General features: G+C 73.8%; 21 protein-coding genes. 12 read left to right on the top strand and 9 right to left on the bottom strand.

The features are described from left to right. The first annotated feature begins 4 nt into the window (after positions 1-4). The 9 genes from CHC11_RS24660 to CHC11_RS24620 are packed head-to-tail and all read left to right on the top strand — an operon-like array spanning position 5 to position 10,573. Positions 5-1,114 (top strand): DegT/DnrJ/EryC1/StrS family aminotransferase, encoded by a 1,110-nt coding sequence (locus CHC11_RS24660; protein ID WP_089314160.1) that lies wholly within the window; start codon positions 5-7, stop codon positions 1,112-1,114. Further along, a complete protein-coding gene (locus CHC11_RS24655; RefSeq protein WP_089314159.1) occupies positions 1,111-2,142 on the top strand; it encodes a Gfo/Idh/MocA family protein in 1,032 nt (343 codons plus the stop codon). Before CHC11_RS24660 ends, CHC11_RS24655 begins: the two co-directional genes overlap by 4 nt. Positions 2,143-2,155: 13 nt before the next feature. Further along, positions 2,156-3,736 (top strand): glycosyltransferase family 2 protein, encoded by a 1,581-nt coding sequence (locus CHC11_RS24650; protein ID WP_218826229.1) that lies wholly within the window; start codon positions 2,156-2,158, stop codon positions 3,734-3,736. Positions 3,737-3,739: 3 nt separating this feature from the next. Next, entirely contained in the window at positions 3,740-5,056 is a 1,317-nt protein-coding gene (locus CHC11_RS24645; RefSeq protein WP_089314158.1) for a nucleotide sugar dehydrogenase, read from the top strand. Positions 5,057-5,109: 53 nt separating this feature from the next. Next, positions 5,110-6,708: a glycosyltransferase family 4 protein gene (locus CHC11_RS24640; protein ID WP_218826228.1), complete on the top strand. Its 1,599-nt coding sequence runs from the start codon at positions 5,110-5,112 to the stop codon at positions 6,706-6,708. Between the two features lie 2 nt (positions 6,709-6,710). After that, positions 6,711-7,967, top strand: a complete 1,257-nt coding sequence (locus CHC11_RS24635; protein WP_218826227.1) for a glycosyltransferase — start codon at positions 6,711-6,713, stop codon at positions 7,965-7,967. Beyond that, positions 7,964-8,503 carry a hypothetical protein gene (locus CHC11_RS24630; RefSeq protein WP_089314157.1) on the top strand — a complete coding sequence of 180 codons (540 nt, stop codon included), beginning with the start codon at positions 7,964-7,966 and terminating at the stop codon, positions 8,501-8,503. Before CHC11_RS24635 ends, CHC11_RS24630 begins: the two co-directional genes overlap by 4 nt. 4 nt (positions 8,504-8,507) lie before the next feature. Next, positions 8,508-9,974, top strand: a complete 1,467-nt coding sequence (locus CHC11_RS24625) for a glycosyltransferase (RefSeq protein ID WP_089314156.1) — start codon at positions 8,508-8,510, stop codon at positions 9,972-9,974. 2 nt (positions 9,975-9,976) lie between these two features. Then, positions 9,977-10,573, top strand: coding sequence for a hypothetical protein (locus CHC11_RS24620; RefSeq protein WP_089314155.1), 597 nt, complete (start codon positions 9,977-9,979; stop codon positions 10,571-10,573). 23 nt (positions 10,574-10,596) lie between these two features. Here the strand turns inward: CHC11_RS24620 and CHC11_RS24615 are convergent, their stop codons facing one another. The 5 genes from CHC11_RS24615 to CHC11_RS24595 form a co-directional block, all read right to left on the bottom strand. Then, positions 10,597-11,211 (bottom strand): acyltransferase, encoded by a 615-nt coding sequence (locus CHC11_RS24615; protein WP_089314154.1) that lies wholly within the window; start codon positions 11,209-11,211, stop codon positions 10,597-10,599. A 40-nt stretch (positions 11,212-11,251) separates the two neighbouring features. Beyond that, complete coding sequence (locus CHC11_RS24610) at positions 11,252-13,216, bottom strand: glycosyltransferase family 2 protein (protein WP_089314153.1); 1,965 nt, start codon at positions 13,214-13,216, stop codon at positions 11,252-11,254. Between the two features lie 37 nt (positions 13,217-13,253). Further along, positions 13,254-15,029, bottom strand: a complete 1,776-nt coding sequence (locus CHC11_RS24605; protein ID WP_143227297.1) for a CDP-glycerol glycerophosphotransferase family protein — start codon at positions 15,027-15,029, stop codon at positions 13,254-13,256. 138 nt (positions 15,030-15,167) lie between these two features. After that, positions 15,168-16,586 carry a bifunctional cytidylyltransferase/SDR family oxidoreductase gene (locus CHC11_RS24600; RefSeq protein WP_089314151.1) on the bottom strand — a complete coding sequence of 473 codons (1,419 nt, stop codon included), beginning with the start codon at positions 16,584-16,586 and terminating at the stop codon, positions 15,168-15,170. A gap of 267 nt (positions 16,587-16,853) precedes the next feature. Beyond that, a complete protein-coding gene (locus CHC11_RS24595) occupies positions 16,854-17,975 on the bottom strand; it encodes an acyltransferase family protein (RefSeq protein WP_089314150.1) in 1,122 nt (373 codons plus the stop codon). Positions 17,976-18,228: 253 nt separating this feature from the next. On the opposite strand from CHC11_RS24595, the gene CHC11_RS24590 reads away from it, so the two are divergent. The 3 genes from CHC11_RS24590 (at position 18,229) to CHC11_RS24580 (ending at position 20,056) form a co-directional block, all read left to right on the top strand. Then, complete coding sequence (locus CHC11_RS24590; protein ID WP_089314149.1) at positions 18,229-18,645, top strand: PGPGW domain-containing protein; 417 nt, start codon at positions 18,229-18,231, stop codon at positions 18,643-18,645. Positions 18,646-18,739: 94 nt separating this feature from the next. Continuing rightward, positions 18,740-19,168: a hypothetical protein gene (locus CHC11_RS24585; RefSeq protein WP_143227290.1), complete on the top strand. Its 429-nt coding sequence runs from the start codon at positions 18,740-18,742 to the stop codon at positions 19,166-19,168. Between the two features lie 69 nt (positions 19,169-19,237). Further along, complete coding sequence (locus tag CHC11_RS24580; protein WP_089314147.1) at positions 19,238-20,056, top strand: IclR family transcriptional regulator; 819 nt, start codon at positions 19,238-19,240, stop codon at positions 20,054-20,056. A 6-nt stretch (positions 20,057-20,062) separates the two neighbouring features. Here CHC11_RS24580 and CHC11_RS24575 read toward each other — a convergent pair whose 3' ends face one another. From CHC11_RS24575 to CHC11_RS24560, 4 genes are read right to left on the bottom strand one after another with little or no spacing between them, the layout of a single operon-like run. Continuing rightward, positions 20,063-20,950: a fumarylacetoacetate hydrolase family protein gene (locus tag CHC11_RS24575; protein ID WP_089314146.1), complete on the bottom strand. Its 888-nt coding sequence runs from the start codon at positions 20,948-20,950 to the stop codon at positions 20,063-20,065. Continuing rightward, complete coding sequence (locus CHC11_RS24570) at positions 20,947-21,816, bottom strand: fumarylacetoacetate hydrolase family protein (RefSeq protein ID WP_089314145.1); 870 nt, start codon at positions 21,814-21,816, stop codon at positions 20,947-20,949. The genes CHC11_RS24575 and CHC11_RS24570 overlap by 4 nt, the downstream gene beginning before the upstream one ends. Before the next feature lie 30 nt (positions 21,817-21,846). Beyond that, entirely contained in the window at positions 21,847-22,635 is a 789-nt protein-coding gene (locus tag CHC11_RS24565) for an SDR family NAD(P)-dependent oxidoreductase (protein WP_089314144.1), read from the bottom strand. A 15-nt stretch (positions 22,636-22,650) separates the two neighbouring features. After that, positions 22,651-23,445 (bottom strand): SDR family NAD(P)-dependent oxidoreductase, encoded by a 795-nt coding sequence (locus CHC11_RS24560; protein ID WP_218826226.1) that lies wholly within the window; start codon positions 23,443-23,445, stop codon positions 22,651-22,653. Positions 23,446-23,518 lie beyond the last annotated feature (73 nt).

Raw genomic sequence — 23,518 nt, 5'->3', positions numbered from 1 at the left:
GTGCATGCCCGTGGAATCGGAAAGGCCCGTCCCCGCGGCGAGCCCCGTGATCGGGGAGGCCGAGATCGAGGCGGCCGTCCGCGTGCTCCGCAGCGGGCGGGTGGTGCAGGGCCCCGAGGTCGCCGCGTTCGAGGAGGAGTTCTCCGCGCTCGTGGCGGGCCGCCACTGCGTCGCCGTCAACTCCGGGACCTCGGCCCTGCACCTGAGCATGATGGCCCTCGGCGTCGGCCCCGGCGACGAGGTGATCGTCCCCTCGTTCACGTTCGCGGCCACGGCCAACGTCGTCCGCCTCGTCGGCGCCGAGCCGGTCTTCGTCGACATCGAGCCGGGCTCGTTCTGCGTCGACCCGGACGCCGTCGCCGCGGCGGTCGGGCCCCGCACCGCCGCCATCATGCCGGTGCACCTGTACGGGCACCCGGCGGCGATGGACCGCGTCGGCGCGATCGCCGAGCGGCACGGCCTCGCCGTCGTCGAGGACGCCTGCCAGGCGCACGGCGCCGCCCAGGGCGGCACCCCGGTGGGCGCGCTCGGCACGATCGGCTGCTTCAGCTTCTACCCGACCAAGAACATGCACGCCCTCGAAGGCGGCATGATCACCACCGCCGACGCGGAGACCGCCCGGACGCTGCGGCTGCTGCGCAACCAGGGCATGGAGCAGCGCTACGCCAACGAGATCGTCGGCGCCAACGTGCGGCTCACCGACGTCGCCGCGGCCATCGGCCGCGAGCAGCTCAAGCGGCTGCCCGGCTGGACCGAGCGCCGGATCGGCAACGCCCGGTTCCTGGACGCCAAGATCACCGGCGCCGCGGTGCCGCCGGTCGCGCCCGGCGTGCGGCACGTCTACCACCAGTACACGGTCCGCGTCCCCGGCGACCGGGACGCCTTCCAGGTGCGCCTGGAGGAGCGGAAGGTCGGCAGCGCCGTCTACTACCCGACGCCCGTCCACCGGCTCAGACCGTTCCTGAAGGACGGCGCCCCCGACCCGCGCTGGGACCTGCCCGAGACCGAGCGCGCGGCGGCCGAGGTGCTGTCGCTGCCGGTGCACCCGTCCCTCGCCGACGACGAGCTGGCGCGCGTGGCCGACGCGGTCAACGCCGCCGGGGCCGCGTCGTGACCGCGCCGCTGCGCGCGGGCCTGATCGGGCTCGGCGTGATGGGACGCAACCACGCCCGGGTCCTGTCCGGGCTGGACGGCGTCGACCTCGTCGGGATCGTCGACCCGGCCGGGCGGCCCGAGGGCGCCCCGCACGGGGTGCCGATGATGGCGTCCCTCCAGAAGCTTCTGGACGCCGGCATCGACTACGCGGTGGTCGCCTGCCCGACGGCGCTGCACGAGGAGATCGGGCTCGCGCTCGCCGAGGGCGGCGCCGGCGCGCTGATCGAGAAGCCGCTCGCCGAGTCGGTGGAGGCCGCCGAACGGCTGGTGGCGGCGTTCGAGTCGCGCGGGCTCGTGGCCGGGGTCGGGCACATCGAGCGTTACAACCCGGCGCTGCAGAGCATGCGGGCCCGGCTGGAGGCGGGCGAGCTGGGCGAGGTGTTCCAGGTCGTCACGCGCCGGCAGGGCCCGTTCCCGCACCGGATCGCCGACGTCGGCGTCGTCAAGGACCTCGCGACCCACGACATCGACCTGACCGGGTGGGTCACCGGCCAGGACTACGTGTCGATCTCCGCGCACACCGTGGCGCGCAGCGGCCGCCCGCACGAGGACATGGTCGCCGCCGTCGGGCGCCTGGCCGACGGCTCCATGGCCAACCACCTGGTGAACTGGCTGAGCCCGTTCAAGGAGCGCACCACCGTGGTCACCGGCGAGCGCGGCTGCTTCATCGCCGACACGCTCACCGCCGACCTCACGTTCTACGCCAACGGCGAGGTGAGCACCGAGTGGGAGGCGCTGCGCGCGTTCCGCGGCGTCTCCGAGGGCGACATGATCCGGTACGCGATCCCCAAGCGCGAGCCGCTGCTGGTCGAGCACGAGCGCTTCCGGGACGCGGTCCTCGCGGGCCCGGGCGGGGCGGTCCCGGGCGACGTCGTCACCCTGCGGCAGGGCCTGCGGACGGTCGAGGTGTCGGCCGCCGTCCTGAAGTCCGCCCGTCTCGGCGAGACGGTCACGCTCCAGCCGGCGGAGGTGCTCAGTGACGTCTGAGGGAAGTGCCGCGGTGCCCGACGTCACCGTCGTGGTCGCGGTCTACAACACGATGCCGTACCTGACCGACTGCCTGAACTCGCTGGTCGGGCAGAGCATCGGCCCGGACCGCATGGAGGTCGTCGCGGTCGACGACGGCTCCACCGACGGCAGCGGCGCCGAGCTGGACCGGTTCGCCGCGGAGCATCCGGACGTCGTCACCGTGCTGCGCCAGCCGAACTCCGGCGGCCCGGCGGCCCCCAGCAACCGGGCGCTGGACGTCGCGACCGGACGCTACGTCTACTTCGTCGGCGCCGACGACCACCTCGGCCCCGAGGCGCTGGAGCGCATGGTCGCGGCGGCCGACGAATGGGGCTCCGACGTCCTCGTCGGGAAGATGGAGGGCGTCAACGGGCGGGCCGTCCGGCGCCCCGAGCTGTTCGCCGAGAACCGCCCCGAGATCGACCTGTACGACTCGGTGCTGCCGTGGGTGCTGTCGAACTGCAAGCTGTTCCGCCGCGACCTGGTGGAGCGGCACAAGCTGCGGTTCCACGAGCACATGCGGATCGGCAGCGACCAGCCGTTCACCCTCGAGGCGTGCGTGCGCGCCCGGCGGATCTCCGTCCTCGCCGACTACACCTGCTACTACGCGGTGCTGCGCGACGACGGCGGCAACATCACGCAGGGCGCCGTCGACGTGCACACCCGGCTCGAATGCGCTGAGAGCCTGTTCGGCGTCGTCGCCGACCTGATCGAACCGGGCCCGAAGCGGGACGCGATCCTCAGGCGGCACACCCGCTGGGAGCTGACGATGCCGACGCGGGAGGGGTTCCTCGAACTCGACCGCGCCGCGCAGGAGGACGTCTGCGCCCGCGTCGGAAGGCTCGTCGAGCGGTACGTGACCGACGAGGTCCTCTACACGCTGCCCATCGTCCGCCGCGCCCGGCTCCGGCTGGCGCAGCTCGGCGAGGTCGACCTGCTGTGCGAGGCGATCCGGGACGGGGTCGCCGAGCGCCCCTACCTGATCGCGCTCAAGGACGGCCGGACCTACCTCGCCTACCAGGGCTTCGAGGACCCCCGCCCGGAGCTGCCGGACGACCTGTTCGAGATCACCAAGGGGATGCGCAGGCGGCTGTCCCAGGAGGCGCGGACGGTCGCCGTGCGGCCCGACCGCGACATGGTGGAGATCACCGTCCGGACCCCGCTCACCGGCCCCGAGGCCGGCGACCCCGCGACCGTCCGGCTCGCGCTCGCCCCCCGCGGCGGCGGCGAGACCCTCGACCTCGACGAGCACACCACCCGCGAGGCGCGCGAGGACGGCCTGCACGTCACCGCCCGGATCCCGGCGGCGCTCACGGCGGCGTCCGGCGGGAACCGGCACGCGCTGCGGCTGATCGTGCGGGCGGCCGGGGAGACGCACGACGTCGCCGTGCCGGCGGGGGAGTCCGCGGTGCCCGGCCCGCGCGGCGAGCTCTTCTGGCACCGGGCCAGGCCCTACCGGCTGGCGGTGGCCGGCGACGACCGGCACGGCACGATGATCGAGACACGTCCGGTACGTCCGGCCCAGGCCGTCGCCCAGCGGGTCCGGCGCGTGACGTCCCTTGGAGGTAAGTAGCACATGCGCATCTGCGTGGTCGCGCTCGGCAAGATCGGTCTCCCGCTCGCGGTGCAGTTCGCCCGCAAGGGCCACCGGGTGATCGGCGCCGACGTGGACGAACGCGTCGTGGCCGAGGTCAACGCCGGGCGCGAGCCGTTCCCCGGCGAGGCGGAGCTGGACGTCCACCTCGGCGAGGCGGTGCGGGCCGGGCTGCTCACGGCGACGACCGACACGGCGGCGGCGGTCGCCGAGTCCGAGGCGGTCGTCGTGGTCGTGCCCCTGTTCGTGGACCCGGCGGGCATCCCGGACTTCGGCTGGATGGACGCCGCGACGCGCTCCATCGCGCGGGGCCTGCGCCCCGGCACGCTCGTCAGCTACGAGACGACGCTGCCCGTCGGCACCACCCGGGACCGCTGGGCCCCGATGCTGGCGGAGGGCTCCGGCCTCACCGCGGGCGCCGACTTCCACCTGGTGTTCAGCCCGGAGCGCGTGCTGACCGGGCGGGTGTTCGCCGACCTGCGCCGCTACCCCAAGCTCGTCGGCGGCGTCGACGAGGCGTCCGCGCGGCACGGCGTCGAGTTCTACGAGCAGGTCCTCGACTTCGACGAGCGCCCGGACCTCGACCGCCCGAACGGCGTCTGGGACCTCGGTTCCGCGGAGGCGGCGGAACTCGCCAAGCTCGCCGAGACGACCTACCGGGACGTCAACATCGGCCTCGCCAACCAGTTCGCCCGCTACGCCGACACCGTCGACGTGGACGTCACGAAGGTCATCGAGGCCTGCAACTCCCAGCCGTACAGCCACATCCACCAGCCGGGCATCGCCGTCGGCGGCCACTGCATCCCGGTGTATCCGCGGATGTACCTGTGGAACGACCCGGACGCGACCGTCGTCCGCGCCGCCCGCGAGGCCAACACGGGCATGCCCGACTACGCCGTCGGCCTCCTCGCCGACGCCTACGGCGACCTGACCGGCGCCGGCGTCCTCGTGCTGGGCGCGGCGTACCGGGGCGGCGTCAAGGAGACGGCGTTCTCCGGCGTCTTCCCCACGGTGGAGGCGCTGCGGGGGCGCGGCGCCGTCCCGTACGTGTCCGACCCGATGTACACCGCCGAGGAGCTGGAGGCCCTGGGCCTGCCGCCCCACCGCGGCGAGTCGGTGACGGCCGCGATCGTGCAGGCCGACCACGCCGCCTACCGCGAACTCGGCGCGGACGACCTGCCGGGCGTCAAAGCCCTGGTCGACGGCCGCCGCGTCACCGACGCCTCCCGCTGGCCCGGCGTGCACCGCGTCGTCATCGGGGCCCCGGACGCTCGGACCGGTTCGCAGCCGCCTCGCTGACCGCTCGGGCCGGTCCGCGCGAGCGCCCCGGCCGACCGCAACTGGAGAATCGAATGCAAATCGAAGACGGGACGGTTCCCGGCGCGCCGTCGCGCGGCCGCGTCGTCATGCTCGTCGACAACGATGTCGTGCGCGACTCCCGGGTGCAGAAGGCCGCGCAGTCGATGGCCGACGCCGGCTGGGAGGTGCACCTGCTGGGCAGTGCGAAGGGCAAGAGGCGCCGCTCCTGGAACATCGGCGGCGCCCGTGTGCGGCTCCTGCCGGTGCAGCACGTGCTCCTGCGCAACCGGCACGGCGTCCTGCGCGCCACGCTGCGCCGCCCGCTCGCGTACGGGCATCCGAAGGTGGCGGACTACCGGCGGCGGCTCGTGCAGTCCCGGCGGGCCGACCTCGCCGCCGCGCGCCTGGACCGGAACTCCCGGGGGCCGGCGCGCAAGGCGTGGCTGCTGGCACGGCGGGTCACGGCGAAGGTGCAGTCGCGGTGGGTCGCGCTGCGGGTGCGGCAGACCGAGTCGCTCGCCGCGGCCCGCGTCGACCCGCGCGCGCCGATGGAGCGGCTCGCGATCGACTTCTGGCTGAAGCTCCTCGGCGACCGGGCGTGGCGCGTCCTGGACCGCAACCTGTGGGACTGGGACAGCGCCTACGGCAAGGTCATCGACAGGCTCGAACCCGACATCGTCCACGCCAACGACTTCCGCATGCTCGGCGTCGCGGCGCGCTCCGTGCGGCGGGCCCGCGCGAAGGGCCGGCAGGTGAAGCTCGTGTGGGACGCGCACGAGTTCCTGCCGGGCATCCGCCCCTGGGGCTCCGATCCGCGCTGGCATCCCGCCATGTGCGCCTACGAGCGCGAGTACGCGGGCGACGCCGACGCGGTGGTGACCGTCTCGGAGGCGCTGGCCGATCGGCTCGTGGAGCGCCACGGCCTGCGCGGCCGGCCGACCGTCGTGCTCAACGCCCCGATCACCGGGGGCGCGCCGAGCACGTCCGAGCCGGTCCCGGACATGCGGGAGATGTGCGGCGTCGGCCCGGACACCCCGATCGCCGTCTACAGCGGCGCCGCCGCCCCGCAGCGCGGCCTCGACATCATGATCGAGGCGCTGCCCCGGCTGCCGCGGCTGCACGTCGCCCTCGTCGTCTCCTCGGCGGGGTCCGACTACGTCCGCGGGCTGGTCGCCCGCGCCGCCGAACTCGGCGCCGCCGACCGCGTCCACACGCTGCCGTACGTGCCGTTCGACCAGGTCGTCCCCTTCCTGGCGGCGGCCGACATCGGCGTGATCCCGATCCACCACTGGCCCAACCACGAGATCGCGCTGATCACGAAGTTCTTCGAGTACTCGCACGCGCGGCTGCCGATCGTCGTGAGCGACGTGCAGGCGATGGGCGACATGGTGAAGGCCACCGGGCAGGGCGAGGTCTTCCACGCCGAGGATCTCGACGACTACGTGCGGGCGGTCGAGGCCGTCCTCGGCGACCCGCGGCGGTACCGCGCCGTGTACGACGACCGGCCCGACCTGCTCCACGAGTGGACGTGGGAGGCGCAGGCCGAGGTCCTGGACGGCGTCTACACCCGCCTGCTGCCCTCCGCCGCCGCGCCCGCCCCCGCCGCGCCCCCGGCGGGGCCGGACGACCAGCTCATCGGCGCCCAGGACTGACGATGGCCGCGGACAGGAGCGACGGCGGTGACGTGGCCGTCGTCACCCCCTGGTACCCGAACCCGATGCAGGAGTGGGCGGGCGCCTTCGTCCAGGCGATGGTCGAGGCGACCGCCCCCGGGTGCGGCGACGTCACCGTCTACCACACCGAGGCGTGGCTGATGAGGCGGCCCGCGGAGGAGGTCGAGGCGGCGCGCGAGGCGCACCGCCGCCTCCTGCCGGTCGCGCTGCACCCCGCGGCCGACGTCGCGGGCTCCCGGCTGGTGCGCGTCCCGGTGCCGACGGTGCCCGACTACACCTTCGCCGAGCTCGCGGTGCAGCACGCCCGGTGGCTGCGCGAGGCGCTGGGCGGCGAGCCGATCCCGGCGCCCGTCGTCCACGCGCACGTCGGGCTGCGCGGCGGCTGGACGGCGCTGGAGAACGCCCGCCCGGACGCGCGGGTGTTCGTCACCGAGCACGCGTCCTTCCTGGACAAGGTCCTGGAGCAGCCCGACTCGCGGGAGATGTACGAGCGGGTCCTGGAGCGCTGCACCGGTTTCCTCGTGGTCACCGACGTGCTGCGGGACACGCTCGCCGAGGCGTTCCCGGCGCTCGCCCACAAGATCGAGATGATCTCCAACCCGATCTCCTTCGGGGAGCCGCGCGAGCGGCCCGTCACCGAGCTGCGGCGCTGGCTGTACGTCGGCACGCTGGTCGAGCGCAAGGGCGTCGGCTGGCTGCTGGAGGCGTTCGCCGAGTGCCTCGCCGAGGACCCCGGGCTGACGCTGACGATGGCCGGGCCGGGCGTGCTCGCCCGGCGGCTCCAGGAGCGGGCCGCCGAGCTGGGCGTCGAGCACGCGGTGTCGTTCCTCGGCGCGGTGGCCCCCGACGAGGCCACGCGGCTCATGCGGGAGCACGACCTGCTCGTCCACCCCGCCCGGTGGGAGACCTTCGGTGTGACGATCATCGAGGCGGTGGCGGCGGGCCTGCCGGTGCTCGTCACCCGCTGCGGCGGCCCCGAACGCACCCTGGCCGGTATGGAAGCCGCCGCGGGGGAGATGATCGACGTAGAGGAGAACGCGGGCTCGATCGTCGCCGGGTACCGCCGCCTGCGCGACCGCTTCCCGGACGGCCTCGACCTGGCGAAGGCCCGCGAGATCCTGAACGGGCGCTTCGGATACCGCACGGTGGCCGAGGCGCACCACCGGCACTGGTTCCCGGAGGGCGCGGCCGTCCGTGCCGGGGCCGACGGTGCCGCGAACGGGGGAGGAGAAGCGTGAACGTGCTGTTCGTGGCGCTCGGCGCCTCCCGCCGGCCCGCGGTCGTCCGGGAGGCGGCGCAGGTCGTCGCGGACGGCGGCAGCGCCACCGTGCTGGTGCGCAAGACCTCGGCGTGGGCGAAGGACCCGCTCCCCGACGGCGTCGACGCCGTCGAGCTGCCCGCGCTCGAACGGCGCTACCGCCCCGCCGCGGTGCGGATCCCGCTGTACCGGATCCCGGGGCTGCTGCTGCGCGTGTGCCTTCCCGGGCCGCTGCGCGGGCTCGGGAAGCGGATCGACTCCGCCTATTGCAGGCGCGTCGCCCGGCCCGTCGACCGGCGGCTGGCCCGTCTCTACCGGCGCGACGCCGGTGCGGTGCGCCGCCGGACGGTCGAGCGCGAGCTGCTGCGCGGCCGCTCCATCGACCTCGTCGTCATCGCGGACCCGCAGTCGCTGGCGGCCGTGTCCGAGCTCGCGGACACGATCATGGGCGCCGGGGCGGCGCTCTCCTACTCCGTTGCTCATGAAAGGTCCCCGGCAGGCCACGCCAGAGGATGACGCCATGACCGAACGCCGTCCACGCCTTCTCTACCTCGCGTTCTACTTCCCGCCGTCCCGTGCGAGCGGTGTGTACCGCCCTCGGGCGACCGCGAACCGGCTGACCGAGCTGGGCTGGGACGTCACGGTCTTCGCGGCGCCGCTGCCGTTCCTGTACGACACGATCGGCTCGGTCGACGACCGGCTGACGGAGACCGTCGACCCGCGGATCACGCTGGTGCGCCCGGACCTGAACCGGTTCGTCTGGCAGACGGACCTGCGCGAGTACAGCCGGTTCCGCGGGGCGTTCCCCCAGCTGGCCCAGTCGCTGTACACGTGGGGGCAGAAGCACGTCTTCCCTGAGCACTACGCGTCCTGGGGGCGCGACTCCGTCCGGCGCGCGCTGCGGATGCACGCGCGGCGCAGGTTCGACGTGGTCCTCGCGACGGGGAACCCGTACTCCTCGTTCGCCGCGGCGTGGCTGTTCCACAAGCTGACCCGCACCCCCTACGTCATCGACTACCGCGACTCCTGGACCCTCGACCAGTTCAGCGAGGAGCCGATGTTCGAGGACGGGCATCCCGCCTGGCGCTGGGAGCGCCGGGTGCTGCGGTCCGCGGCGAACTCGCTGTACGTCAACGACGCCCAGCGCGCCTGGCACGCCGAACGCCACCCGCGCGCGGCGGACCGCATGATGACCGTCCTGAACGGGTGGGACGCCGACACGCTCCCGCAGAGCGCCGCGCCGCCCCCGGCCGCCCGCGCGACGACGGACGGGACCGTGACGACGGGCGGGCACGCGCCCCGCTTCTCCTTCGTCGGCACGGTCACCGACAAGCAGCCCATCGAGGAGCTGATCGAGGGGTTCTCCCGCGCCCGCACGCACTCGGACATGGGGGCCGCCTCCCTGAACTTCTACGGCTACTTCGGGTTCTTCCAGGGCACCGACGACAAGCTCCGCAAGCGTTTCGCCGCCGCTGCCGAAGCGGCGGCCGCCGCCGTCGGCGCCCAGGAGGCCGGGGGCGGGCCGGCGACGGCCGAGCCGGTGGAGACCGCCGGCGGGGAGGGCGGCGAGCAGGTGCTCGCCCCCGGGGTCCACCACCGCGGTCCGGTGTCCAAGACGGCGCTCGCCGACGTCTACCAGGACTCCGACGTGCTGGTGTTCCTCAACGGCGGCGGACGCTACGTCACCTCCGGAAAGATCTTCGAGTACATGGCGGCGGGACGTCCCATCGTGTCGGTCCACACGCCGGGGTCGGCGGCCGAGGAGCTGCTGCGCGGGTATCCGCTGTGGTTCAACCCGGGCGGGCTCGCCCCGGCCGACATCGCCGCCTCGATGGTGGCGGCGGCGAAGGCGGCGGCCGGCCTGGACGAGCGGCAGGTCGCCGAGGCCCGCGCCTACGCGGACCGCTTCGAACGGAACGTGACGCTGGAGCCGCTCGTGGGGCGGCTCGACGAGCTGGCCGCCCGCAGGCGCGGCGGGAGCGGGTGATCATGTCGGGAGACGGTGACGTGCGCGGCGGGCGGCCCCCGAAGGTGCTGGTCCTGGCCATGGACCCCAGGCTGACGATGGACCCCGCCCCGAACGTGCCGCCCAAGCGCCAGCACAAGAGGGTCATCGGGCTGGCCGGGTACTTCGCGCAGGAGGGCGCGCGGGTCGACGTGGTGACCGCCGAGCCGGACGGGTGGGCGGACCTGGACGAGCGGGTGCGGCTGCACCGGCTCGACGAGGCGGAGGCCCGGCACCCGCTGCCCTGGCTGGAGCACACGGTCGTGGTCAGGATGCCGCGGCTCGCCGTCCGGCCGGTGGCGCGGGCGGGCCCTCTCGGCGCCCGCCTGGACCGCGTCCGGACCCGCGTCTCCCGGGCCGTGCACCGGCGGCTCTTCGTGCCGTTCTACCGGCACGTCCGGCCGCACCTGCTGGCCCGCATCGCGCGGCGGCGCGTCCTGCGCGAGATCGACACGGGCGGGCTCGTCCGCGTCGTCGTGATGGACCGGACGTCGGTGCCGCTCGGCCGGCGGCTGGCCCGCCTGCACCCCGACCTCGTCGTGACGACGCGGCAGGTGCGCAGCCTCGACGCCAAGCCCTGACCGGCCCGCCGCCCCCTCCGGGTTCAGCCCTTCTCGGTCAGCACGGCCGTCCCCGAGCCGTCGCCGGCGGGCGCCTCGACGTAGACCTCACCGGTCCGCGGGCACTCCCACGTCCCGTCGGAACGCTCGGTGAGCCGGGCGCCGGCCCTGCCGACCCAGCCGATCCGGCGGGCGGGGACGCCCGCGACCAGCGCGAAGTCGGGGACGTCGCGGGTCACCACCGCGCCCGCGGCGACCATCGCCCAGCGGCCGACGCGGACCGGCGCGACGCACACGCTGCGGGCGCCCAGCGAAGCGCCCTCGGCGACGTGGACGCCGACCGCCTCCCAGTCGTCACCGCGCTTCAGCCTGCCGTCCGGGTCCACCGAGCGGGGCTCCCGGTCGTTGGTGAGCACGACGGCGGGGCCGACGAACACGCCGTCCTCCAGCACGGCGGGCTCGTAGACGAGCGCGTGGTTCTGCAGCTTGACGTTGTCGCCGATCCGCACGCCCGCGCCGACGTAGGCGCCGCGCCCCACGATGCAGCCCGCGCCGAGCCGGGCGCCCTCGCGGATCTGGGCGAGGTCCCACACGGTGGTTCCGTCGCCGAGTTCCGCGCCGGGGTCGACCTGGGCGCTCGGCAGGATGCGGTGACTCATTCGGGGCCTTCCGTGCGGATGTTCAGCGGGTGGATGCGGGTCACGACCGCGGCTTCCTGCCCCCGCCGGGGAGCAGCCGCCGGGTGCGCCTCGCGAGCGACCCCAGCGGCGCGGTGACGTGCACGGTCGCCGTCCTGCGGTCCATTCTGACGTGCACGCGGCGCGGGGGCGCCAGCGACGCGGTCACCGGCCCGAGGACGCCGCCGCCCTCGGCCGGCAGGCGCACCGGGACGGGATCGCCCACGCCGTCGACCGCGAAGCGGGCCCGCCAGCGGCCGGGACGCGCGCCCGCGAGGGAGAGGTCGGCGCACAGGCGGGGCGGGTCGTCGGGCGCGGCCTCCAGCGCGGCGCGGATCGTCGTCTCGCCGTCGGCGTGCTGAAGCAGGACGCTCATCGCCGGGCCGTCGCCGAGGACGGGCGGCGCGTCGGCCCGCACCCGGACCCGCCGCCCCGGCCCCCAGCCGACCTCGACGCCGGTGAAGTCGGCGGACGTGAGGACCGCGCCGGCCTCCAGCACGAGGGGCCCGCCGCCGCGCTGCTGCGTCGGGCGCAGGAGGCGGGCGCCCGCCAGGGCCGCCCGCGGAAGGGGCAGGTCGCGCGGCTTCACCAGCGGCATCGTCCGCACGTGCCCGCTGAGCGAGACCTCGATCTGGACCGTCCAGCGGCCGTTCCGGAGGGAGGCCGCCTGCGGGGCGAGATCGGCGGTGAAGGACACTTCGACGCCTTCGTCCGCGGGCGCGGCCGGGACGGTCTCGCACTCCACCGGGCGGTGGGCGCCGTCGCCGTCCTTCAGCAGCAGGCGGACGGCCGGGCTCTGCCCGTCCACGTCGCGGACGAGCACCGTGCCGCCGACCAGGAGGGCGCCGTCCTTCCAGGCCAGTCGCGCCAGGGTGGGCAGGACCTCCAGCGGCTTGGGGCTCGCGAAGCACGCGTCGGGGATGCGGACGGCGGGGTCGCGGAAGAACGGGTACTTCACGTAGGCGCGCCCGTCCTCCAGGTGGAGGCGGGGCCGCGTCCCGCCGCGGCGGAACCGCAAAACCTCCACCAGTTCGTCGTCGAGCTCGTGCAGGACGCAGTGCGCGATCACCCGGTGGAGGGGGTGGGCCAGCTCCCGCTGCGCGGGGGTGTACCACTCCTCCAGCAGTTCGCGGCAGCCCGCGAGGGTGATCTTCTGGTCGTCGGGCGAGGAGTCCAGGTACAGGCGGTCGAGCCGGCCGAAGACCTCCAGCCGCAGGTAGCGCCGGTTCAGCCGCTCCCGGGTCTCGCCCGGCTCGGTGCGGTCGGCGACCTGCCGCATGGCCTGGGCGATGATCGCGTACAGGTCGGCGGGCGGGGCGCCCGCTCCCTGCGTCGCGCTGGAGCCGTCCTCGCGGGCGGCCCAGTAGTAGCAGTCGTAGTCGGCCAGGACGGAGACGCCGCGGGCGTTCAGGTAGGCGCCGGCGGTGAAGAGCTGGTCCTCGTGGGCCACCAGGCCTTCGGTGAAGCGGAGCCCCGCGTCCTCGACCAGGGACCGGCGGAAGAGCTGGAGCGCGGCCATCGACATCCGCCCGAACAGGTCGCAGTCGGGGTCGAGCACGTGGGTGCGCTCGATGGAGCGGGCGAACACCTTGGGCGCCTTGCGGCCGCCGGTTCCGACCTGCTTGCCGAGGACGATGTCGGTGCCGTTGCGCTCGGCCATCGCCGTCATGCGCTCCAGCGCCTCGGGGGCCAGGCGGTCGTCGGCGTCCAGGAAGAACACGAACGTCCCGGACGCCAGTTCCAGGCCCCGGTTGCGCGGCGCGCCCGCGCCGCCGGAGTTCGGCTGGTGGACGACCGTCAGCCGGTCGTGGGCGCGGGCGAGCTCGTCCAGCAGTTCGCCGCCGCCGTCGGTCGAACCGTCGTCGACGGCGATGACCTCGACCTGCTCGGCGGGCAGGGACTGGGCGAAGACCGACTCCAGTGCCCCGCCCACCGTGTCCCGGCACTGGTACACCGGGACGATCACGCTGACCAGGGGTTGCCTCATGGCCCCTCTACGCTCGGGAGGTGACTGTGGGGCCACTCTAGGCGTGCTCGGTGGCCGCCGTGACCGCCCGTCCGGAGATTCCGTACATCGTCGACCTGGGGCCGGCCTGCGCGAGCGCGTCGACGGCGGCGGCGAACCGCGTCATGGCGTCCGGCTGCTCGGGGCCCAGCAGGTAGTCGCGGAGCGTGCGCCGCTCCGCGGCCAGCGGGTCCTGGCCGGGCGTCACCGCGACGGCGAGGATGTCGGCCAGCTCGCCGCAGCCGGGGCTCAGCAGGTAGGCCGCCGACGCGGACGGGAACTCGGTCGTGAAGAGGTTCTCGTCCATCCCGTCGGGGTTGGTGACGACGTACGGCTTCAGGCTCGGGATGTAGTCGGAGATCACACTGGAGATATCGGTGATCAGCATGTCCGACCGGTTGAAGCACTCGTAGAGGGAGGCGTCCGCGCCGGTCACCACCTGGTGGCCGCCCGCGCCGCCCCGGTTCGCCTGCTCGATCATCCGGATGATCCGGGCGTGCACGGCGGCGGCCTCCGCCAGCCGCCGGCCGGTGTAGGGGTGCGGCCGGTAGATGACGCGCAGCCGCGGCCCCTGCTCCAGCAGCGTCCGGATGATCCGCTCGCCCATGCCGAGCAGGGAGCTGTAGCCGTGCTCGTTGTCCCAGCCCTCCCAGGTGGGCGCGTACAGGACGGTGGGGACGGGCCCGCCGGACGGCTCGGTGGTGATCTCGCCGAGCTGCGGGCGGCCCACCTCGACGATGGCCTCGTCGCGCACCCCGGCGTCGGAGTTGCGGTAGCGGTCGCGGCCCCCGGGGCCGGCCACCCACACCTCGTCGAAGACCTTGCTGACGGGGTTGGAGCTCGGGCCCTTGTCGCTGTCGCCGTGCCCGACGAACACGTGCTTGATGTGCTCCTCGCGGAGCAGGTGGAGGTTCTTGCCGGTGTTGCCCGGGTAGAGCGCGACCTTCACGGTGCCGAGGTCGAAGTTCATCATGTCCTCGGCCCGCGTGATGCACACGACGGGGAGCGGGGTGGGCGCGAGCGCGCCGACGACCTCGGGGGAGCGGACGAGGACCATCGCCTTGCGGTCCAGCCGCTCCAGCGTCTCCAGCCACATGTTGGCCTGGTAGACGGTCGTGGCCGGGCCGGTGAAGTACAGGACGACCTCGGGCTTGTACAGGTCGACGCGGCGCTGCACGTTGCGGCCCGACCGTCCGGCGTCGAGGAGCATGCGCATCCGGCGCAGCCGCGGCGCCTGCGCGGCCGCGACGGCGACGGCGACGGCCGCGGTGCCGAGGACGCCGGCGAGGACCAGCGCCGGGAGGCCGAGCAGGAGCCCGGCGGTGCCGAACAGCAGCGGCAGGAGGTCGGCGTGGCTCTCGAGCAGGAGGGTCAGCCGGGCCTGCCGGGCGGAGTTCGGGGCGGGGAGCGACGGCTCGCCCTGCCCGAGGTTGCGGGTGACGAAGGGGAGCCGGTTGACGCGGCGCGAGGCGACCGCGCCGGCGAGGGTCGCGGCCCGGAGCCAGTCGGCCAGCAGGAGGCCGAGGGCCGCCAGGACGACGGACGGCCGGCCGGCGTCACCCGACTGGACGAGCAGCAGCACGAGGGCGGCCTGCCGGACCAGCACCCGCGCGCCCGGGCTCATCTGGCCCCAGCGCAGCGGCCTCGCCGCGTCCGGCAGCGTCCGCCCGAGGGCGAACTCGGCCGCGTAGCAGAGCACGGCGGCGCCGAGGAACGCCCAGGGCGCTCCTGCCGCGGCCGCCCCGATCAGCAGCCCGAGCGTGACGGGCAGCGACAGCACCGATGAGTACCGCATGAGAGTCGAGTACCGGGAGACGAGACGCCGCACGGCACACCTCCGTCTTGTCAGCGCCCGAGGGGTGGGCGCATTTGGGGAGAGGGGAAGGGGGGACCTGCGCCCGCCGGGGCCGGGCGGGCGCGTGCGGGGGCGGGGTCAGCCGGAACGGCCGCCGCTGAGGGGGTCTTCGCGGCGCACGTCGATGACCTGCCCGGTGAGGCTGGAGAGCAGGACGTTGAGGGAGGTGCGGGCCACCTGGTCGGCGCTCAGCAGGGTGTGCGGGGGCTCCTGGCCGAACGCCGCGGTCCGCATGGGGGTGCTGGTCCGCTCGGGGTTGATGCAGTTGATCCGCACCTTGTCGCCGGACCACTCGTCGGCCAGCGCCTGGGTGAGGTTCACCGTGGCGGCCTTGGCGGAGGAGTACAGGCTGTAGTCGGCGCGCCCGCGGGTGTAGGAGCTGGAGGTGTAGAGCAGCAGCTGCCCGCCGGTCTTGGCGAGGTAGGGGAACGACGCCCGCGCGATGTGGATCGGCGCGAGGTAGTTGACGCGCAGCGCCTCCTCGATCGCCTCGGGGTCGATGGCGTCGAGCCGGCCGATCCGCAGGATGCCCGCCGTGTTGACGACGAAGTCGACGCGGCCGGTCGCCGAGTAGGACTGCGCGAGCGCGGCGGCGACGTCCTCGGGCCGCTCGGCGTGGGTGCGGGTGGCGCCGCGGCTGTAGCCGAAGACGCGGGCGCCGAACCGCTGGGCCAGCTCCGCGATGGCGGCGCCGATGCCCTGGCTGGCGCCGAACACGACCATCGTCTTGCCGCCGAGGGCCTCGGCGTACTGGTCCTCGGTCAGGTCGGGGGCGTCGGAGGAGGCGAGCTGGAACAGCTTGTCCGCGACGAACATGTCGACCGGCTCGGTGACCTTCATGTTGTGCTCGTCGCCGGGGACGACGTAGATCGGGGTGCCGGGCAGGTAGCGCAGCACCACGGAGCAGTCGTCGGTCGCCTCGAAGTTCTCGTCCTGCCACGCCTTGTCGTAGGCGTCGCGGATGGTGGCGAGCCGGAAGCCCTGCGGGGTCTGCCCGCGGCGCAGGTTCGCCCGGCGCGGGACGTCCACGATGACGTCCTGGTCGACCTGGATGATCGTGTCGGCGGACGGGATCGCGACGTCCACCGCCCGGTGCTCGCGCAGCGCGGCCACGCAGTCGCGGATGATGCGCTGCGACAGCAGCGGGCGCACCGCGTCGTGGAACAGCACGCTGGTCGTCTCGGCCGGGTGGTCGGCGAGGGCGTCGAGGGCGAGCTGCGTGGTGGCGTTCCGGGACGTCCCGCCGGGGAGCACGGCCTTGACCTTGGTGCAGCCGGCCTTCCGCACGCAGTCCGCGGCGTCCTGGAGGAAGCCGGGGTTCATCAGGACGATGATCTCGTCGACGTCGGGGGCCTCCTCGAACACGCCCAGCGTGTGCTCGAGGATCGACTTTCCGGCGATCTTGAGGAGCTGCTTGGGAGTGCTGAGACCCATCCGCTGTCCGCTGCCACCCGCGAGGATGACGGCGACGACGCGATGCTCACCCTGCGGCGCCATGACCAATGCGACCGTCCTTCTTCTTCATGGCAGCCGGAACGGCGGCCGGAGACCGAACGTGATGCAGTCACCCGTGGGATCTGGGGTGCGGGCGGCACGGCTTTCGCAGGGCTGGTGATCCGCACAGGGGGGAACTGCCGCCTTACTGTACCCGGTCTGTAGAACTTTGCGGCGAATTCAGCAACGTTCCAGGTTCCTGTAACCCTTGCGTGACGGGGCCTGCGACGCCCCCGGATCATGATCGTTGCGGCTCCGGACGCCCGGTCGTCACCGGCCGAAGAGCGGCCTCATGTCGGGCTCGACGGCCCAGCGGGTCACGCGGCGCACCGGGGAGGTGCTCAGCACCGTGACGATGACGAAGCAGGCGAGCACGACCGACAGGACGCCGGGGATCGTGTCGAACCAGGCGAGCTTCTGCCAGCCCTCGAACGTGAACAGCCGCGTCAGGAACCCGTGCAGCAGGTAGCCGTAGATGGTGGCGGCGCCGAGGTCGCTGTACCACGTGCGGCGGGACGGGGTGACCGCGAGGAAGGCCAGGATGAGCACCGTCCCGGTGAGCAGCAGTCCGGCGCGCATCACGGTGCCGGTGAACTCGTCCACGCCGAGGTCGCCGTTGGCGGTGTCCCAGTTCAGCCAGCGCGCGTTCATGCGGTCGTGGGTGAGGTACGCGCCCGCGAGCGCGGCCGCCAGGAGCGCGGCGCCCGTGATCCGCGCCCACGGCCGCCGGACGATCTGGATCACCTCCGGCGACAGCGTCAGCCCGAGGACGTAGAACGGCGCCAGCCCGAGGATCCGGTACAGGTCGAGCGTGCTCCCGATGTCGGACATGTAGCAGAGGAGGGCGACGAGCACGGCCGTCGCCAGCGGGAACCTGAGCCGCCGCCACACCGGGGTGAGAAGCCGCCAGATGAACAGCGCCAGCAGGAACCAGGTCAGGTAGTAGGGGTCCAGCACGTCGAACTGGAACGCCCGCCCGTCGACGCCCCAGGCGAAGAGGCTGTAGGCGCACTGGAAGACCAGGTACGGCGCGATCGTCGAGCCGACCAGCCGCACGGACTTGTCGTCGGTGAGGGTGAACCGCTTGGACAGGTAGCCGCTGACCATGACGAACAGCGGCATGTGGAACAGGTAGATGAAGTTCCAGAGCGACGCGGCCAGCGGGACGTCCCGCAGTCCCGACAGCCCGTGGCCGGCGGCGACGAGCAGGATCGCCAGGAACTTGGCGTTGTCCAGGTGGGGGTCGCGTCCTCGGGGAGCCGCGCCGCCCGGCGTCCGCGGCTTGTCCTGCGCGCGCTCGGCGGGGGGCGCGGACGCCGGGGCGGAGCCGGGGACCGCCGCCTCGGCGGAGTCGGGAACCGCCACGACGGACGCCTCGGGTGTCTGTGTCATGAAAGATCTCTGATCCTGGGAGGGGCTCGTGGAGCATACCTAACGAAACGGTCCAGAACCCTCGGAGTCACCGTGCGCTGCCGCGGCGTCACGGGCGGGCACCGCGGGTCCGGGCCGCGGATTTCGGCGGGCGTCCCGCGCGCAGGATCCGCTGAGGCGGGTAGACCGGCCCTTGCCGGATGCGGCGGCCGTCGCCCGATGCGATGGCGGGTCCGGGGACGGGCCCCGGTGGGGCGGGAGGACGGGAGCGGCGATGGGATACGGGAGGTCCACCCGGCAGGGGGTGGTGATCATCGTCGGCGGCACCGTGCTGCTGGCCGGTGTCGCGCTGCTCGTGCTGCCCGGCCCCGGGCTGCTGCTCGTGCTGGCGGGCCTGCTCATCCTCTCCCGGGAGTTCCCGGCCGTGAACCGCTACGTCGAGCCCGTCCGGGAGCGGGCGGTCCAGGCGGCCGAGGAGAGCGTGACGTCGTGGTGGCGCCTCACGGGTTCCCTGCTCACCGGGCTCGCGCTGATCGGCGCGGGCGTGGCCTGGGGGCTCGTGGAGGAACTGCCGCTCAGCGGATGGAGCACGGGCTCCGGGCTCATCCTGTCCGGATTCATCCTCTTCGGGCTGCTCTACTGGAGCTGGCGGCGGGTCAGGGCCCGCCGCGCCGAGACCTCCCCCGGGTGACGGGCCGGGCGGACGGCTCGGCGCGGCCGGACCCGGCCTCGTCGAAATGTTCCGCCTGGTTGATCCGCCGGCCGGGTATCACCGTGCAATGGGCATGGGCATCCTTCTTCGCGTACTCGTGGCCGCCGGACTCGCGGCCGACGCCGTCGTGCACTGGCGCTTCGCACCCGACATGGCCCCCGGGCCCAACACCCCCGGCGACGTCATCCCCGGAGACGACCTGTTCCGCGGCCAGGCCGTCGCGGCGGCCGTCGCGGCCCTGCTCGTGCTCTTCTGGGCCCGGAGGTGGACGTACGCGATCGCGTTCGTCGTCGCGGCGGGCGCGGCCGGGGCCGTGCTGCTGTACTACTTCGTCGACTTCGGGCAGCTCGGCCCGATCCCCCGGATGTACGACCCGCAGTGGTACGCCGACAAGACGATCAGCTTCGCCGGGGAGGCCGTCGCCGCGCTCGCCGCGCTCATCGGGTTCTTCACCGCCGGCAGGAAGGAGCACGCGGAGTCCTACTCCGCAGCCGTGCGGTGACGCGGCCGGACGCGGCGTCCGTACGATGAGGGCGCAGTGTCCGCAGGCCAGGCAGAAAGCGAGGCGTCCGTGCCCCCGCGTGACCGTACGCCGCCCCGCTCCGCCGACGGCCGGGCCCGTCCGAAGAGCGGCTACCACGTGGAGGCGCTGGCGAAGGGCCTGCGCCTCCTCGGGCTGTTCTCCGAGCAGCGCCCGGCCATGAAGCTGACCGACATGGCCGCGGCGACGGGCCTGCCCCTGCCGACCGCCTTCCGGATGGCGGCGACCCTGACCGCCGAGGGGTTCCTGGAGCAGCTTCCGGACGGCGCCTACCGGCCCGCGCCGAAGGTGCTGACGCTCGGCTTCTCGGCGCTGCGCAGCCTGGACCTCGTCCAGCTCGCGGACGGGCCGCTGCGCAGGCTCGCCGGCGCCACCGGGCAGACGGCGAACCTGGGCGTGCTGTCGGGGGACCACGTGCTGTACCTGGTGAGGCTGCGCAACAACGACCTGGTGACGGCGAACATCCAGGTCGGGTCGCGGCTTCCGGCCGTCCGCAGCTCGATGGGCAAGATGCTGCTGTCCCAGCTCGACGACGCCGAGCTGGAGCGCGTGCTGACCGAGGAGTCCTTCGCCGGGGCGGCCGGCCCCAACGCCGCGGCCTCGCTGGACGCGCTGCGGCCCGCGCTGGCGGAGATCCGCGGCCGCGGCTGGGCCCTGCAGGACGAGGAGCTCGCCTACGGGCTCCGGTCGGTGGCGGCGCCCGTCCGGGACGCGTCCGGGGCGGCGGTGGCCGCGGTCAACGTGGCCGTGCCCGCGACGGAGGTCCCCACGGCACGCCTCCTGGAGGAGGTCCGGCCCCGGGTCCAGGAGGCGTGCGCGGAGATCTCCCGCCTGCTGGGCGGGCGCTGACCCGGCTCAGCGAGCGGCGTGCGGACGCGGCCCGCCGGGCGGCCCGGCGACGAAGCGCTGGGTGATGCGCCCCACGCCCTCCAGCTCGCTCACCAGCACGTCGCCCGGCTTGACGAACCGCTTGGGCGTGCGGGCGTTCCCGACGCCGGACGGCGTCCCGGTGAAGATCAGGTCGCCCGGGAACAGGCGGCACACCCGCGACAGCCGGACGAGCAGCTCCGGAACGCTGTAGACCATCGCCGACGTCCGCGCGCTCTGCACGGTCTCGCCGGACAGGCTGCACGACAGGGCCAGGTCGGACGGGTCGTCGAACTCGCTCAGGGTGGCCAGCCAGGGGCCGGTCGGACCGAAGTTCGGGTACGACTTGGCCAGGCTGAACTGCGGCTTGGACCCGGCGAGCTGCGACGTCCGCTCGGACAGGTCCTGGCCGAGCGTGATGCCGGCGACGTGGTCCCAGGCGTCCACCGGGTGGACCCCGCTGCTCTCCCGCCCGACCGCCACCACCATCTCGACCTCCCAGTCCACGGTGTCGGACGGCAGCTCGACCTCGCAGACGGGCCCGGCCAGGCAGCTCGGGAACTTGGTGAAGGTGACCGGCGCCGAGTCGGGCGGGTACCCGGCCTCGCTCGCGTGCGCGGCGTAGTTGACGCCGATCGCGAACACCTGGGCCGGACGCGGCACGGGCGGGCCGAGCTCCTCCGGTGCGAACGGCCTGCCCCGCGCCGGGTCCAGGGACCACGCCGCCCATTCGCAGAACGCGTCCCAGCGGGCGAAGACGGCCTGCGGGTCGGCGGGGAACCGGCCGCCGCTCGCCTCGGCCACGTCCACCGCCAGGTCGCCGGAGTCCGCGCGGGCGATGACGGCGGCACGCCCGCCCAGGTTGGCGAACCTCACCAGTCGACCCGCTTCGGCGGGGCCTCGCCGTGGGCGTCCTGCCAGGAGACCACGGGGTTGCGCAGCGTCCCGACGCCCTCGATCTCGGCTTCGACGACGTCGCCGGGCCGCAGGTAGAAGTCGAACGGGTCCGGCTGGACGGCGGCGACGCCCGACACGGTGCCCGTCGTGATGATGTCGCCCGCGCTGTAGGTCTGCGGGGAGTGGTAGGCGACCAGGTGCGGGATCGACACGCGCATCTGCTTGGTGTGCCCCGTCTGCCGCGTCTCGCCGTTCACCCGCAGCTCCATCGCGAGGTCCTGCATGTCCTCGATCTCGTCGGCGGTGACGATCCACGGGCCGATCGGGCAGAACGTGTCGATGGCCTTGCTGAACGAGAACACCCCCGACTCCATCTCGCGGCGCTGGATGTCGCGCGCCGTGACGTCGTTGAAGACGGTGAACCCGGCGATGTGCTCCAGCGCCTGCTCGGGCCCGAAGAACTTGCCGGGCCTGCCGATGACGACGGCCAGTTCCAGCTCGTAGTCGAGTTCCCGGGTGAGGTGCTCGGGGTACACGATCGGGTCGTCCGGCCCGATGACCGCGTCGACGTTCTGGAAGAACACGATGCCCTTGTGCACCGGATGCGACCAGTTGACCGCCTGGAGCTCCTCGTGGTGGTCGGCGAAGTTCCCGGCGGTGTGGAAGAACTTCTTCGGCCGGATGGGCGCGCGGAGCCGCACGTCGGCCAGCCTCAGCCGCTCCCCGGTCTCCGGCGCCGTGCCGCCGCGCTCGAAGAACGCCCGCGTGGACGGCACGTCGAGCTCGATGACGTCCTCGCCGTCGAGGCGGCCGACCCGGCCCTCGTCGAACGTGATCAGTTTCATGGGTTCCTCTCAGGCCCCGGCACGGCCGGGTCAGGCCCCGACCATGTTGAAGCCGCCGTCGGCGAGCATGTAGGCGCCCGTGATGTGGGAGGCGTCCTCGGTGGCGAGGAACAGCGCCGTGCCCGCGACCTTCTCGGGCGGCGGGATCGTGCCCAGCGGCGTCTGCGCGATGAGCTTCTCGCGGCGGCCCGACTTCCAGTCCTCGCGCTCCAGCGTCGCGCCGGTCTCCATGAAGCCCGGCGCGAAGGTGTTCACGCGGACGGCCGGCGCGAACGCCGCCGCGTACGACTTGGTGATGCCGAGCAGCCCGTACTTGGCGGCGGCGTACTGGGGGGCGCGGGCGCTGCCCCGCACGACCACGGTGGACCCGATGTTGACGATCGAGCCGTGGCCCTGGTCCAGCATCCGGGAGCCGAACTCGTGGGTCATCAGCAGCGTGCCCTTGACGTCGACGTCGATGACGCGGTCCAGGGACTCCTGGGTCAGCTGCCGCCACGACATCTGCTCGGTCGCGACGTCCCCCACGTTGTTGACCAGCACGTCGAGCGTGCCCGCCCACGCGAAGACCTCGTCGGCGAGGCGGCGGATCGCCTCCCAGGACGCGATGTCGGCCTGCACGACGAACGCCTCGCCGCCGGCCTCCCGGACGCGTTCGGCCGTGCGCTCGGCGCCCTCCTTGGAGCTGTTGTAGTGGACCCCGACGCGGGCGCCCTCCTGGGCCGCGCGGACGGCGATCTCCGCGCCGAACCCCGTCCCGGCCCCGGTGACCAGCACCGCCTTCCCGGCGAACCGCGGGAAGATGCCCTGCTGCGTGCTCATGTTTCTCCTGGATGGTCAGACGAGCGTGCGGCCGCCGTCGACGTACATGACGTGCCCGGTGACGAAGGCCGCGTGCGGCGAGGACAGGAACAGTATCGGGCCGACGATCTCCCCGGCCGTGCCGAGCCGCCCCGCCGGGACGAGGCGCACCAGCTCGTCGCGGACGCCCGGCCGCGCGAGGTGCGCCGCGGTCAGCGGCGTCTCGACGTAACCGGGCGCGACCGCGTTGACCGTGACGCCGTGGCGCGCCCACTCGGCCGCCATGACCCGCATCATCTGGTTCATGCCGCCCTTGGACGCGGCGTAGGGGCCGTGCCTCTGGTGCGCCAGGAGTCCGGACACCGACGACAGGAGCACGATGCGCCCGCGGCCGGCCGCCACCATGTGCCGTCCCGCCGCCTGCGCCGCGCCGAACGCGGTGGACAGGTTGGTGCGCAGCACCCGGTCCCACTCGTCCTCGGTGAAGTCCAGGATCGGGCGGCGGTCGTTGACGCCGACGCAGTGCAGCAGCACGTCCAGCCCGCCCATCGCCTCCACCGCCTGCCGGACGGCGTCTCCGCCGGCGCCCGGCTCGGCCAGGTCGGCCGCGATCGTGTGCGGCGGGGTTCCGTCCGGGCCCGGCGGCAGGGCGTCGAGGCGCGCGGGGTCGCGGTCGACCGCCGTGACGACGGCCCCGGCCCCCAGGTAGCCGCCGACGCACTCCGCGCCGATCCCGCCGGCGCCGAGGACGAGCACCCGGGCGCCGCGCAGGCCGAGCCAGTCGGCCCCGGTGCCCGGCGTCCCCTGAGTCGTCGCAGACCCGTCAGCCACGTGCCACTGCCCGCCCTCCGTGCTTTCATTGTATGAAAGTAGCTTTCATTCCGGCTCACGAGTATCCGAGCAC

Source organism: Actinomadura mexicana (assembly GCF_900188105.1).
Classification (GTDB): domain Bacteria; phylum Actinomycetota; class Actinomycetes; order Streptosporangiales; family Streptosporangiaceae; genus Spirillospora; species Spirillospora mexicana.
Note: the sequence above shows the minus strand (reverse complement) of the source record. Positions and strands in the feature narration are given on the sequence as shown.